This is a genomic window from Chitinophaga sp. sic0106, from assembly GCF_019219075.1.
Taxonomy (GTDB): Bacteria; Bacteroidota; Bacteroidia; order Chitinophagales; family Chitinophagaceae; genus Chitinophaga.
Genome location: NZ_JAHUWJ010000019.1, coordinates 67,216 through 81,810 on the forward strand (window position 1 = coordinate 67,216; position 14,595 = coordinate 81,810).

The window sequence follows — 14,595 nt, forward strand, 5'->3', positions numbered from 1 at the left end:
GCGGCGTAAGTCGCTTTCTTTTTTTCAACTATTTCAGGGTATTGATATCCATACCTCTCTATCCACCTCGTCCAGCCCAATCTACATTCCACTATTACACAGGAATAATATAAATTTATTACATACAGTTCTCAAACCATAATCATTAACATCTGCATAACAAACCCACCCCCAACATTTTTTTTGCCCTTTCCCAAACTTTCAATATGTTTGAACATATGAACAATATACCACTCCTGGACCACGATAGCAAAATCCCCCTCCACCAACAGGCGGAAGACCAGCTACGTAAACTCATCAGCGATAACCACTTTCGCGTAGGCGACGCCTTTCCAAAAGAAACCGACCTCGCCAAAAGATGGGGCATATCCAGAAATACCCTCCGGCAAGCCATCGCTAACCTCGTGCGCGACGGCCTGCTCGAAAGGAAAAAACGCAGCGGCACCACCGTACGCAAAAAGAAAATTACTACCGACCTCGCCAACTGGCTCTCCTTCTCCCATGAAATGGAAGATAAAGGCACACCGTTTAAAGACATCAAACATGCGGTAAACATAGTAAAAGCTGATAAAGAAACAGAAGAACGACTCGCCATAGCACCCGGAACCAAAGTAGTATCACTCGAACGTATACGCAGCACCGGCCGCAGCCCCATGGTATACTTCCGCTCCTATTTCCATCCGCGTGTAGGCCTCACCGGTAGCGAAAACTTTAAAAAACCACTGTACGAACTGCTGGACGAAGAATTCCACGTAGTACCCGTATACTCCCAGGAAGAAATACGCGCCATCGCCGCCACGGAAAAAATTGCCGCCTGGCTCAAAATAGAACCCGGCGCACCAGTACTGGAACGTAAACGACTCGTACTCGACGCCGGCAGAAAACCAATCGAGTTCAACATCTGCTACTACCGCAGCGACGCATTCACCTATAGCATAGAAATTAAACGACCCATATAGAACAGTAAACAGCTTAGCACAATGAACAATAGAAAAATAGGAATAGATGTAGGCGGGAGCCATGTTACTGCAGCAGTTTTCTCGGCAGATAACACTCCCGTCCGCACTATCCGAAAACGGATCAGCCCCGGTATGCCGGCAACGGATATCCTCCACACCATCACCGAATGCATCCAGCCACTGTTACAACCAACAGTAACCAGCATCGGCATTGCCTTTCCCGGCCCGTTCGATTATCAGAATGGTATCTGCGCTGTCAATGTAGGCAATAAGTTTAACCACCTCTTTGGCCTGCATATCAAACAAATATTGCAGGATAACACCCACACTCCCATCACCTTCGCTAACGATGCCCACTGCTTTGCTAACGGTATCGCACATACGTACACAGGTCGTACCATCGCGCTCACCCTCGGCACAGGCTTCGGCTCTGCATTCCTTGACAACGGCACTCTGGTAACGGCCCACAAGGATATCCCCGCCATCGGCGCTTTTTACAAGGAACCATTCCTTGAAGGCACTGCAGACGACTACTTTTCCACCCGCTGGCTGCTCCAACAGTTTGAACTGGCCACAGGCCTGCCCGCCACCAGCGTGCGCGAAATGACCGCCGCCCATCCGGAAGCAGCCACTACTATCTTCCAACAATTCGGGCAAAACCTGGGGATATTCCTCCAGCCATGGGTCCAGCAATACAATTGCCAGCAACTGGTAATAGGCGGAAATATTTCCAAAGCAGGAGTACTCTTCCTGCCGGCACTCCAGCCACACATCACCATACCTATTCACTTTTGTGAGGATACAGAAGCTACCATATTACTCGGTGCCGCTGGCCTCACCTCCATCAACAACGAAAAACCTGTGCGGAAAACAACACAACCCCTGCTCCCGGTAACTACCAATACCGTTGGCCATGAATACAACGTATTCCCCTCCTATCATATAGAACAGCCCATCCATGAAGGATTTCAGCAGCTCGCACAAACGCTGGCCAACGAAAAAACCATCATCATCGATGGCTTCGGCGGCGTGATGTGGGAACCCTTCCGGGAAAAACTGCATGCCGCATTTACGGCCACAGGCCAGCAGGTACGCTGGTATAACGTCAACGTATGCACGCATAGCACTGCACATATCGACCACCTGATCAGCGATTACGTATATCCGGATGACCCGGTGTTTGGAAAAGTCTACCCCGGCACCCTGCGCGACTTCTTCGACCCACAGCAGCTGGAACTACTGCATCCGGACGCATTCCAGGGCATCAACATCATTTACGGCACTGGTGCTGCCCTCTCCCACATTCCCGGTAAACTGGTATACCTGGATGTGCCTAAAAACGAAATCCAGTACCGCATGCGCGCCGGCAATGTGACCAACATAGGCACCACAGAAGGCACCTATAAACGCCTCTACTTCATCGACTGGCCCATACTCAATAAACATAAAGCAGCCCTGCTGCCCGCCATCGATATCATCGTAGATGCACAGCGGCCTGATACCATCACCTTCACCACCGGCGATACCCTCCGTACCTCGCTACAAACCATGCTGCACACCGGCTTCCGGGCAAGGCCATGGTTCGAAGCCGGCGTATGGGGAGGCAACTGGATGAAAAAACATATCCCCGGCCTCAACCAGGAAGAAATTAATTACGCATGGTCATTCGAGCTGATATCGCCGGAAAATGGGATCGTCCTCAGCGGCAATAACTATCTCCTCGAAATCTCCTTCGACTTCCTCGCCTATCACAATAACAAACTACTGCTGGGCCATGCTGCGGATAGGTTCGGGACCGCATTCCCCATCCGGTTCGATTTCCTCGATACCTATGATGGCGGCAACCTCTCCATTCAATGCCACCCGCGGCCTGCCTACACGCAGCTGCACTTCGGTGAGTCATTTACCCAGGATGAAACTTACTACATCCTCGATTGTGAATCGGATGCAGTGGTTTACCTCGGTTTTCAGGGAGATATTAACCCTGCCGTGTTCCGCGAAACCCTCGAAAGGGCCGTGCAATCAGGACAACAGGTAAACATCACGGAATATGTTCAGGAATTTAAAGCCAGCAAACATGACCTGTTCCTCATTCCCAACGGCACCGTACACGCCTCAGGTAAAAACAATCTGGTGCTGGAAATCAGCAGCACTCCCTACATATTCACCTTTAAAATGTACGACTGGCAACGGCTCGGCCTCGATGGCAAACCCAGGCCCATCCACCTGGAACGCGCCTTCGACAACCTTTATTTTGATCGTAAAGGGGAGTATGTCAGGGAGAAATTAATCTCGCACCAATACATGGAAGCGAGCTTCCCCAATGGTCGCAAAGTTAAACTGCCCACCCATGAAGAACATTTTTATACGGCCGACAGATACGAGTTCACAGGCACCATCACCATCCCCTGCGATGACCAGTGCCACATCTGTATGCTTGTAGAAGGCTCACAGATCAGCATTAACGCCAACGGCACTACGCAAACATTCCAATACGCGGAAACGTTCGTGATACCCGCCGGCGCTAAAGAATACCAATGCCACTACCATGGCGAAGGAACGGCCTACCTCGTGGTAGCCTATGTTAAACACGAGCATTGCTAACTGAAAATTTCTATCGTTATGAAAAAAAATTCTTTCACTACACTGGTTACACTCATTGCCGCCCTGGGAGGCTTCCTCTTCGGGTTTGACATGGCGGTGGTCAGCGGCATCATCGATCCGGTGAGAACGCAGTTCGGACTGTCGTCCTCCCAGGAAGGCTGGTTTGTATCCTGCGCCCTCCTGGGCTGCATCGCGGGCGTGGCCTTCTCCGGCTACCTGGCCGATAAAATCGGCAGAAAGAAAGTATTGTTCATTGCCGCTATCCTGTTCCTCGTGAGCGCGGCCTGCTTCTCTTTTTCCACAGCCTATCCGTTGATGATTGCCTTCCGGATTATGGCCGGCATGGGCGTTGGCGTAGCATCCAACATCTCCCCGCTATATATCTCGGAGCTGGCACCTGCTAAATCCCGTGGGCGACTTGTTACCTTTTATCAGCTCGCCATCACTATCGGCATCCTCGTGGCTTATGTCAGCAACCTGTTCCTCCAGCGGTATGCCGCCTCCCACACGCCGGAAGGCCTGATGGGATGGCTTTTTGTATCGGAAGTATGGAGAGGCATGTTCCTCGTTGGGGTGATCCCGGCCGCCGCATTTTTCCTGCTGCTCATCATCGTGCCCGAAAGTCCTCGCTGGCTGGCACGTTACGGCCGCGATGCAGAAGCGCTTGCCATCCTCATAAAAATGAATGGTGAACAACCCGCCAGAGAAGAACTAGCCAGTATTAAAGCCATTTCCAATGCAACCGGCAACAGCAGCGAACTATGGCAATCACCACTGCTGAAATTGTTGATACTGGCAACTGTACTCACGGCACTGTCGCAGTTCAGCGGCATCAATGCGGTGATATATTATGGCCCTACCATTCTCAAAGAAGCGGGCATCGTCACCAACGAAGCCCTGCTGTACCAGGTCATACTTGGGGCAGCCAATATGTTCTTTACCTTCATCGCCATATGGAAGGTGGACTCCCTCGGCAGGCGTCCACTGTATTTAACCGGCTCCATCTGCGCCGCCATCGCTTTATCGTTAACGGGACTATGCTTTTTGAATAACATCACCGGATGGTGGATGCTGGCCAGTATCAGCCTCTTCCTGCTGTTCTTCGCGTTTTCGCTGGGACCACTCAAATTTGTAATCGCCACAGAAATATTCCCTACACACGTAAGAGGAACGGCACTATCCATCTGTATCCTCACCATGTGGGTGTCCGACTGGATCGTAAACTTACTATTCCCCATCCTTCGGGATCGTATAGGCATAGGCGCTACCTTTTTCATCTTCGCCGGCTGCTGTGTCATTTCGTATTTATTCGCCAGAAAAAATCTCTTCGAAACAAAAGGGAAAACACTGGAAGAAATTTCGCTCACGATTAATCCTACATCAAAATGAATAAAATAATTACGGGCATAACCGCGTGTGTAATGGGTTTGTGTATGCAAGCATCCGCCCAGAAAACGGTGCCCTACTTCGGACAAATCAACTGGATCAATGGCTATGAAAAAGAAATTTCAGGCGAAAACATCCAGTACTACTCAGCCTATCCTGACTATGCCACTACGGCACTGCTTACACGTACCACCGATGGCCACAAAACCATCGAATGGCAAACCGCTAATGTGCCCTCCAGCATTAAAGGAAAGTATGTATATTTCAGCTGGGTAGCCGGCCATTCCACCGCTACCAGCAGCGGGCCGCGTAACTTCGACCTGTATATCAACAACCGCAAAACACTCACCTTTACCACCCTGCCGGGCAATCAAGCGCCCGTATGGTCATATGCTTCGGCAGACAGCAGCAGGATCGTGTTCCAGCAAACCACCCGCGACGGTGCCAGCGATGCACACGGTTTAATGTTTCTGCGTGTACCCGTTAGCGTTATTACGCCAGGGCAACCGGTTACACTGCGCATCACCGGCCAGGCACAACAAAGCAACGACTGGTTCATGACCTTCAAATTCGCTTTCCAGGAAAAAGTAGACCTGCAGCCGCAGCCCTTCCTGCTCAAAGGTGGCAAACAGCCCATCGCCTTAACAGCACTGCATTTTGGCGCACCGGAAACATTGCAGGTAAAAGTGAATAACCAACCCGTAGCCTCCTGTAAAATCCAGGATGGCATCAACCGGTTCGATATCCCGGTAACCGCGGTAAAGCAGAAAGACAGTGTACACATTGTAGTGAGCAATGGCAAAAAAGTAGTAGCGGATAAATTCGTGGCACTCCAGCCTGTTACCTACCGCGAACTGGACCTGATCCACCATTCACATACAGACATCGGTTACTCCCATATGCAGCCGGAAGTATTAAAAATACACCTGAAAAACATTGATGATGCGCTGCAAATGATCGAAGCTACCCGCAACTACCCTGCGGACGCGCGTTTCAAATGGAATATCGAATCGCTCTGGGCTGTGGAAAACTATATATTGCAGGCGAGCCCGGAAAAGAAAGCTGCGTTTATCAAAGCCGTAAAAGAAGGTAGTATCTGCCTCTCCGCCCTGTACGCAAATATCTTAACAGGCCTTAGCTTACCGGAAGAACTGTTCCACTACACCGACTACGCCAGTCAGCTGAAAAAAGAATATGGCCTGCAAATTCCCAGCGCCATGATCTCCGATGTGCCGGGCTACACCTGGACCACCGTTACAGCACTGGCACATGGCGGCGTTAAATATTTTTCCAGTGGTCCTAATTATCTGGGAGAGAATCACCCCTACCTGGGTGACCGCGTCGGGCATTTTGTACGCACATGGGGCGATAAGCCGGTATGGTGGACTTCCCCGTCAGGCGAAGAAAAGATACTCCTGTGGACAGGCGGCAAAGGCTACTCCTCCTGGCACGGAACCGCACCTGGTGGCGTATTTGACCGCGGTCCGCAAAAAATAGCCACCTACCTCCAGGAACTGGATGCTAAAAAATATCCTTACGATATCGTGCAATGGCGTTACAATATTGTGGCCGACAACGGCCCTATCGACACCGCTATATCCCGGTTTGTAATGGAGTGGAACGAAAAATATCAATCTCCCAAACTGGTATTAAATACGGTAGACAAACTGTTCAAAACCTTCGAAGACCGCTACGGTAATCAGTTACCAGTAGTAAAGGGAGATATCACCCCTTACTGGGAAGATGGCGCCGCGTCCACGGCTGCCGAGTCCGGCAAGAATCGCGTAAACAGTTTGCGCCTGCAACAACTCACCAACGCCTGGGCGGTATTGCAGCCCGGCACTTTCCCACAGCAGGACTTCTACCGTGCATGGACCAACGTAATTATGTTTCATGAACATACCTGGGGTGCACATAACAGTATCAGTCAGCCGGATGTGCCATTTGTTACAGGCCAGTGGCGTATCAAAAAGCAGTTTATGCTGGATGCGGACAGCATCACCGGACAACTGGAAACCGCTCTGCTAAAGTCTTTTACAGATAACAACTCCAAACGCATTGCGGTAGTAAATACCTTATCCTGGCCGCGTACGGGCATGGTGAAAATAAATGTTCCCGGTAAATCTGTTATCGACAGCAAAGGCAAAGCCTGGCCGCTACAGCAATTACAATCGGGCGAATACGTGTTCATGGCGCAGGAAGTACCTCCGTTGGGCACTGCCGTATATGAAGTATCGGATAAGCCTGTAAAAGTTTCTGCTGCTTTTACCCAATCGGGCAATACGCTTTCCAACGGCATCATCACCGTTTCCTGGGATAGTAAAACGGGTAGTATCAACAGCTTAAGTGCAAAAGACCAATACAACTACGCCGGCAGTTTCGGCAACCAGGGGCTTAACAGCTACTGGTATGTGCCTGGCATGGACCCCGCCAAAGCGGAATCCAACAGCAACATTACTGTACAGGTCCTGGAAAATGGCCCCGTAGTAACCACCATCAGTTTAACCGGCAATGCCCCTGGCGCCAATAGCATCAACAAAAAAATTACTTTATATGCAGATGCTGGTGAAGCACTGATAGAAAACATCGTGGATAAAAAACCGGTACGTGAAAAAGAAGCGGTGCACTTCGGCTTCCCTTTTAACATCAGCCATCCCAAAACTACCCTGGATGCGGGTTATGGCACCCTACGCTACCTGGATGATCAACTGCCCGGCTCCAATATGGATTTCCTGTTTGGTCGCCGCTGGCTGGATGTTTCCAATAACGACCGTGGTATCCAATGGATGCTCCTGGAAGCGCCAATGGTAGAGCCACAGCAAATGATAGACGAAAGAAAAGTGATAGACCAGAGCCATAAAGAATGGAGAAAAACCGGCACACCAACTGCCACCTGGTTTAACTACATCATGAACAACTACTGGCATACCAACTACAAAGCGGATCAGGATGGCAAAAGCAGCTACAACTATGCCCTGCGACCGCATACAGGTAATACCGCCACTGCGCAGGAACAGGCTGCCGCTGCATTTACCCAGCCACTGCTGGCCTTCCCTGTCCGGAAAGATTTACATCTCCCCAATAATTTATTCCGGATATCAAACGCACATATTATTATTGCCAGCGTTACGCCACTGGATAATAATAGCTACCAGGTACGACTGTTTAACCCTGAGCCAACCCGCCAGCAAGGCCGGTTTGTATGGGGCAGTTTTACCGGAAAGGATATGGAAGTGGATTTAACGGGAATGGGCGTGAAGGAGGTGATGGTGAGTAAATAATTAAGAGGCCGCCATCATAATGATGGCGGCCCTATTCATTAAGATATATTCTCCAGATACTTCAACACCTCCTCCTTCTTCCTGCTCGATACCGGTATCTGTTCATCATTCTGCATCTGCAAAATCCCCTCCCGGTAATACTTTTTCACATACTGGAAGTTCACCAAATACGATTGATGACACCTGATAAACCCGGACGGGATCAGGATGTTCTCATACTCTATCAGCCCTTTGGATACCAGCATTTCCCGTTTATCTTTCAGGTAGAAGGTAGTGTAGCCCTTATCGCTTTTACAGTACATGATATCTTCCACGGATACTATTTCCATGTATTCCACCCGCTTGAGTGCCAGTCTTTTTACACCACCTGCCCCTTGGGAGCTATAGTGCTGACGTGCAATTTCCAGCTGCTGCCGGTCCATCTGCTCCTGCTGCCGGTGATGGTAGCATTTGTTGAGCATGGCTGCCAGCGCCACCTCATCAATGGGTTTGAGCAGGTAGCCGAAGGCGCCCATATTCAGTGCCTGGATCGCGTATTGATCATAGGCCGTCAGGAAAATCACCTGGAAATCCGCTGCACCTATTTCATGAAACAGCCGGAAGCTGTCGCCATCCTTGAGGCGGATGTCCGCCAGGATGATGTCCGGTTTCAATACAGGAATTTCCTTAGCCGCCTTTGCAATTTCCGCGGCCTGCCCTACCACCTCCACATAGGAGATATCCTGCACCACCTGTAGCAGGTGTTGCATAATGCGTACTTCGTCTTCAAGAATATAGAGCTTCATATGCTAATCTTTTATTTGGGGAATCACGATAACCACTTTCACTCCGCGTCCGTTCCCGTCTTTTTTATCCTCAATATTATAGTATGCCTCCTGGCCCTGCGATTTAAAAAGCACGTCCAGCCGCTCTTTCAGGATGATGCTGGCTAAGGATTGCTTCTTCTGCTCTCCAGGTTCTTTACTGCCGATACCATTGCCGTTGTCGTCTACAATGATATGCAGCTGATCGTTTTCACCTTTAAAAACGATTGTTAAGATACCTTTATAATCTATATTCCTGAAACCATGCTCGATGGCATTTTCCACGAAAGGCTGTATGAGCATAGGTGGGATCAGGATGTTCTCCGGATAAATCTCCTCCCCTGTTTCTATTTTATAATCAAACAACCCGTAAAAGCGCATCTGCTGCAATTGCAGGTAATTGCGCAGGGTGGTGATCTCCTCATCCAGGCCTATGAAGTCCTTGCGGCTTTGCTCCAGGATATTACGCAGCAGGCCCGAAAAGGCCGACAAATAACGCACGGAGTCTTTCGTATCCCCGGAAGCCACCAGACTTTGCAGGTTAGCAATGGAGTTGAAGATAAAATGTGGATTTAACTGCACCTGCAGCAGTTTCTGTTCCATCACCAGTCGCTTGTTTTCAGATTGCAGCAGGCGGTTTTTCCCTTCCAGCCGGTACTGGCGGTGGATGAAATAAAAGATAGATAAAACAGCCAGGAATACGACCAATGCCAGTATAAGTGTCCAGCGTTGTTGTTTTATTATTTTTTCATTCAGGAGATTCCGGTTGCTCAGCTCTGCGATGTTGCGGTCCTTTTTCTCAGTTTCATACTTTTCGTGTATTTCCGCAAACCGTACCGCTTCAATTTCTTTCAGGGTGTTGATTTCAATATCGTAGGTAGCCTCGGCTACCTGTAAGGCTTTCTTATAATCTCCTTTTACCCGGTAGGCCTTTATCAGCCCTTTAAAGTAAACGGAGTTCTGCTTCCCGTCCGGGTTTTTGCGGCCCAGCTCAATCGCTTCCTGATAATAACGAATGGCCGAATCCACCATGTTATTATGCATAAAAGTGGTCGCCAGGTTATTATAGGCGATATCACTCACGCTGTTATTTTCCAACAGATAATTAAAGAAGGCGCGGCTGGCTGCCAGCGCTTTATCGTTTTTACCCTGCCGCACATAAATCTGCGCTTCGTTATCATAGGTGCGGGCAATGGCCATACTATCCTTTATGCGGTGTGCCAGCGTACGTGCCTGGGCGTTATAGAACATCATTTTATCGAAGTCGTTCAGCTGGGAAGCCAGCAGGAAGGAGATATCATAATGCCGCTGCATCACCACCGGATGGGTTTTAAACGGGTGGCTGTTGTAATAGCGGCCCGTGTATTCCAGTGACTCGTTGATGTTATGGTTCTGATAATAAGCGCGCGCCATAAGATCGTAATAGCGGTAATTTTGCTGACTATGCACCTTTTCGGCCGTTTTCATGCCGTTCAGGATCTGGTTCATAATAGCTGCATCCACCGTTACACCGCCGCCAATGCCCTGTTCGAGAATACTATATCTCCTCAGTAACTCAATTTCATCATCCGCATGCGCGCCCTGCATTTTCGAAAACTCGGCAATGGCGCTGTCGCGCAGCTTCAGGTGCGACAACCGCCGGCCCCTGAAGTAGTGGTACCAGGGGTTCAGGGTACTGTCGCCCAGGTAGCGCAGCAAACTATCCTGCCTGGCAACCGATTTCTTGATATCCGCAATGGATAAGGTATCCATGCCGATTACCAGCGGCAAATAATTGGTGGTAGGGGCTGCTTTGGGCTGCTGTAATGCCTGCGGTGCAGGTTTGTGGTTTTTGCAGGCAACCCCGAAACATACCATTATTAGTCCTAGGTAAGCAATGAGTGATCTGACAGCCATTCGTAATGAATTTATCCACTTCCGTATCTACCGGAAGTATGGGAAATTACATCTAAATGTAGAGATAGCAATTGAATATGCGGGGACCGGATTAATATTCGAGCCGGTTGGGTTAATATTCGTGCTGCCTGACTACAAAATCAACAAAAAAAGAGCACACTAATCGTGTGCCCTCTTAGGCTGTAGAATGGAATAGTACAATTAGTGTTACCGTGTGCGCGCCACAGCTGTTTTACCATCCAACAACTGCTTCATTTCCTTTTTCCGGGGCGACTTACCAAATTCAGTCGTAAATCTCGGTGTAATATTTAACTTGTCCTTAAAGAGAATTCCAGGCAATATAGGTTTATCATAAAACTGCTGTGCACCAGCAATTTCGTATGCTTTTTTATAGTCGCCACACGCAGCATATACCGCTGCCAGATAGGTAACTGTTTCATTTGATGGCCACAATTCAAAAGCCACACTTCCTATATAAATAATAGCTTCCCGTCCATTCTTTTTAAATGCACCTTTTTTCAGCGCGCCGGAAGAAACAAGTGAATAAGCAAATTCTTTATACAAATCAGGATAAATCATACCATATTTATTGCCGGCAGCAGCCATGGCAACGGCGCCTTCGTTGAACTTACCGGTGTGCAGGAGTCGTTCAGCTACCAGTATATCCTCGTACATGGCCTTGTCAGGGATATTTGCTCCGCTCACAAATGCCAAATGTTGCTGATAGGCACTGTCCTTTTTATCTACCAATGCCACATTACCGGTTCTGATCACCATGCGGTACATCGCTTTTCTGAACCAGGTATATCCCATTTCCTTTTCTATCTGCGACAGGTCTTTTAGAATATAATCCATGGCTACCCCCTGTTGAGGCCGTGACATATAACCGCTTAGTGTTCTGGTTATTTCCGGCGTCCGCCTCATCTCCTCAGGTGCAACAGCAAGGAATTCCTCAAAGTAGGGTTTCACCAGCTCCGGGTTTGATTTCCCCAGGATGCCGTATACGTATTCTTTCACTATTTCTACACTGCGTTCGCCCTGTGCCCAACGCTGCTCATACTTCTTTCTTCGCACCGCCAGGTCAGATACAGTTGCATTTTTAGCCAGGTCAATAAAAACCTGAGCAGGCCTGGCTCCTACCTGCACATCCAGGAGTTCTCCGTCACTGTTAATCCAGAAATAAGACGGGAATGCGCCTGCACGATGTTTGGCAAAGAATCCGTGTGTACTGTCATTTTCCGCATCCAGCTTCAAATTCACAAAGGCAGCATTAAAGTAATCTCCTACGTCTTTGCGCGGAAATACCTCGGCAGTCATCTGTTTACATGGTCCACACCAGGTAGTGTATACATCTACAAAAATGTTTTTCTTTTGCGCTTTGGCAGTGGCTAACGCCTGTTCGTAGGTCAGATGTGAAAAGCTAATCCCCTGTGCCCAGCTATTAAGCACCAGGAATGTGCATAATCCCAGCAAGTATATTTTTTTCATGATTCCAAGTATTTATTGTTTATCGGTAAGGTCAACCACCTTATCACAAAAGCCTTCCTTTTTTACTTTTTGATTTGCGGTAATACCCCCTAAGGTTGTAATGTTATAGGTAATAAAACCACCTTTTTTGCCGGGCAGTGCTGCGTTGGTAAAGGCTACCTTCAGTTCGGTACCGTTCATCTTCAACAAGTTTATATTTACACCTGTACCTAAATCCAGCAGCATCCCACCATTGCGGGTAGTGAGGTTATACACATAGATTTTTGATCCGGTGCTGTAGAACAGGTAGTTAGACAGTCCTATGGAAGAAGCAAATGCGTTTGCCTCCATTATATTCTCTGCATTCAACACCTCCCTGCTGCGGGCAATAAAGGTCTGAGCGGCTGAGTTCATACGGAAAGCCAGCAAATACCGTTGTGTACTTGCAGCATTCTCAAATACCCCAAAGTATTCGTTGGCTGATATTTTACCACCATATACGATCTTGAGGCCTACATTATTGGGATCAATGATAGAAGTTGTAGTTCCTGCCAGAAAAGGGTTCAATGACCCGGTGGTAGTGTTGTGGCATAGGAAACGCATGTTCCTGGTATCATAAAATCCACTCCGGGTTGCTCCTTCGTTAAATGCAGCCGGATAGAGATAAAAATCACCCAACATGGCCGGCCGGAAAAGTAGCTCCGCGGAATTCACTGCACGATTATGCGGCTTCCCATCTATAATCACATAATCCTGCAAACCGCTAAATCGTTCCACATAGCCCTGTGTGTTGATTACTCCTTCTCCTTCCCATGGTACAATAAATGAGTTACGCAGCGTTCTGATTCTGGTAAAAGTACTGGGGTTCACAATCACACCGCCCTGCTGATCTCTGCATAAAATCAGTATTTCCGATGGCATCTGCGACCGTTGTGGATAAAAGGATACACTTACCGGCTCACTACCGGCGATCTCCCCTCCATTTCCTTTCTCATATACTTCTTCAATGAATTTACCAGAGGTTGTATTCAGAAAATGTACCGTTGCATGCCCATCATTTTCGGCCAGCACAATGATACCGGTGGTATAATCATTTACTACATTGAGGGTGCTCAACGCTTTGTAAAAGACGCCGGTAGTTTTGTCTGTTACCTTAAACACCAGCGAATACGTGCCGGGAGGCATGCTGATAGTAGTTGCGAGATTCTTTTCTTTCGACAAGGTATCAGCCACATATTGGCTGGTTTGCGTGTAGGCATACCAGAGATATTCCAGGTCGGCATCTTTTGTAAATGCCTTTTGTATTGCCGGCTGAATTGACAGCACATCATCAATACTGGCAACATAGTTCTCCGCTACGCCCTGGATCACAATATTATCCAGCTCCCGGGATAGTACTACCGAATTATCCTTCACACACCCTGCCAGCACCAGCAGGAAAAGGGCTGTAATGATTTTTATATTCAATTTCATGTTTGTCTGTTATTGGTTTAGAAAGCTGCCCATGGTAATATTCTGAGCCCGTTCTCATCATACACGATATTGTCTGTATAATATTTACAGGCTACACGTCCGTAACTCATGTAAATACCATATTGAGAAGTGGGGATTTCCGCCTTGGTAGCAGGGAAATCAAATCCCTGCAGCGCTATACATTTCCGATGCTTTACCTGTGAGTACTCCCCGTAGTATATCTTCAGAAAATCGTCCCAGTATACAGGCTTTACCAGGGCATTGGTAAATAAAACATGCGCATTCAACCTGGTAGGATAACCCACATTCAGGTCATCTGACGACACAATCGTAAGCCCCAGCTTAAATTGTCGGGTGGTCAATACCGTGTCCTTTTTGTACAATACAACAGGGATGTTTACATCAAATGCATGGGCTGGAAGGATATAGGTTTCCTGGAGCTTTTCATAGTGCAACCCTTCTGTTGCATCAGTAAAAGCAGGGTCCACCTTCAGTGATATTTTACGATCCACCCCCTGCTGATTCCCTAATAACTTTACTTTTACAAATACGGTATCCACTTCTCCTGGTGCTCCTACCATGGAATGGACAAGGCTATCTGTATCTGAGAAGGCCGCAAAATATACTGCCGACTTTTGATTGTAAGCTTGCAATTCGCTTTTCTGACAGGCGGTAAAGCTAGCCAGTAAGACGATGCTGCAAATGAAGCATAAATATTTTTTCATG

At 48.3% G+C, this 14,595-nt stretch carries 9 protein-coding genes; 4 read left to right on the plus strand and 5 right to left on the minus strand.

Features of this window, described 5'->3' with window-relative positions; translation table 11 throughout:
• The first annotated feature begins 218 nt into the window (after positions 1-218).
• The 4 genes from KW844_RS23120 to KW844_RS23135 are packed head-to-tail and all read left to right on the plus strand — an operon-like array spanning position 219 to position 8,230.
• Positions 219-959 carry a GntR family transcriptional regulator gene (locus tag KW844_RS23120; RefSeq protein WP_218379161.1) on the plus strand — a complete coding sequence of 247 codons (741 nt, stop codon included), beginning with the start codon at positions 219-221 and terminating at the stop codon, positions 957-959.
• A 21-nt stretch (positions 960-980) separates the two neighbouring features.
• Positions 981-3,563 (plus strand): ROK family protein, encoded by a 2,583-nt coding sequence (locus KW844_RS23125; protein ID WP_218379162.1) that lies wholly within the window; start codon positions 981-983, stop codon positions 3,561-3,563.
• A gap of 18 nt (positions 3,564-3,581) precedes the next feature.
• Positions 3,582-4,952 carry a sugar porter family MFS transporter gene (locus tag KW844_RS23130; RefSeq protein WP_218379163.1) on the plus strand — a complete coding sequence of 457 codons (1,371 nt, stop codon included), beginning with the start codon at positions 3,582-3,584 and terminating at the stop codon, positions 4,950-4,952.
• A gap of 44 nt (positions 4,953-4,996) precedes the next feature.
• Positions 4,997-8,230 (plus strand): glycoside hydrolase family 38 C-terminal domain-containing protein, encoded by a 3,234-nt coding sequence (locus KW844_RS23135; protein ID WP_218379164.1) that lies wholly within the window; start codon positions 4,997-4,999, stop codon positions 8,228-8,230.
• 38 nt (positions 8,231-8,268) lie between these two features.
• Here the strand turns inward: KW844_RS23135 and KW844_RS23140 are convergent, their stop codons facing one another.
• From KW844_RS23140 to KW844_RS23160, 5 genes are all read right to left on the minus strand, one after another.
• Positions 8,269-9,015 carry a LytTR family DNA-binding domain-containing protein gene (locus KW844_RS23140; RefSeq protein WP_218379165.1) on the minus strand — a complete coding sequence of 249 codons (747 nt, stop codon included), beginning with the start codon at positions 9,013-9,015 and terminating at the stop codon, positions 8,269-8,271.
• A gap of 3 nt (positions 9,016-9,018) precedes the next feature.
• Complete coding sequence (locus KW844_RS23145; RefSeq protein ID WP_218379166.1) at positions 9,019-10,929, minus strand: histidine kinase; 1,911 nt, start codon at positions 10,927-10,929, stop codon at positions 9,019-9,021.
• Positions 10,930-11,136: 207 nt separating this feature from the next.
• Positions 11,137-12,417 carry a thioredoxin family protein gene (locus tag KW844_RS23150; protein ID WP_218379167.1) on the minus strand — a complete coding sequence of 427 codons (1,281 nt, stop codon included), beginning with the start codon at positions 12,415-12,417 and terminating at the stop codon, positions 11,137-11,139.
• Positions 12,418-12,429: 12 nt separating this feature from the next.
• Entirely contained in the window at positions 12,430-13,869 is a 1,440-nt protein-coding gene (locus KW844_RS23155) for a PKD-like family lipoprotein (protein WP_218379168.1), read from the minus strand.
• A 17-nt stretch (positions 13,870-13,886) separates the two neighbouring features.
• A complete protein-coding gene (locus KW844_RS23160; protein WP_218379169.1) occupies positions 13,887-14,594 on the minus strand; it encodes a DUF4843 domain-containing protein in 708 nt (235 codons plus the stop codon).
• Between the last annotated feature and the right edge of the window lies 1 nt (position 14,595).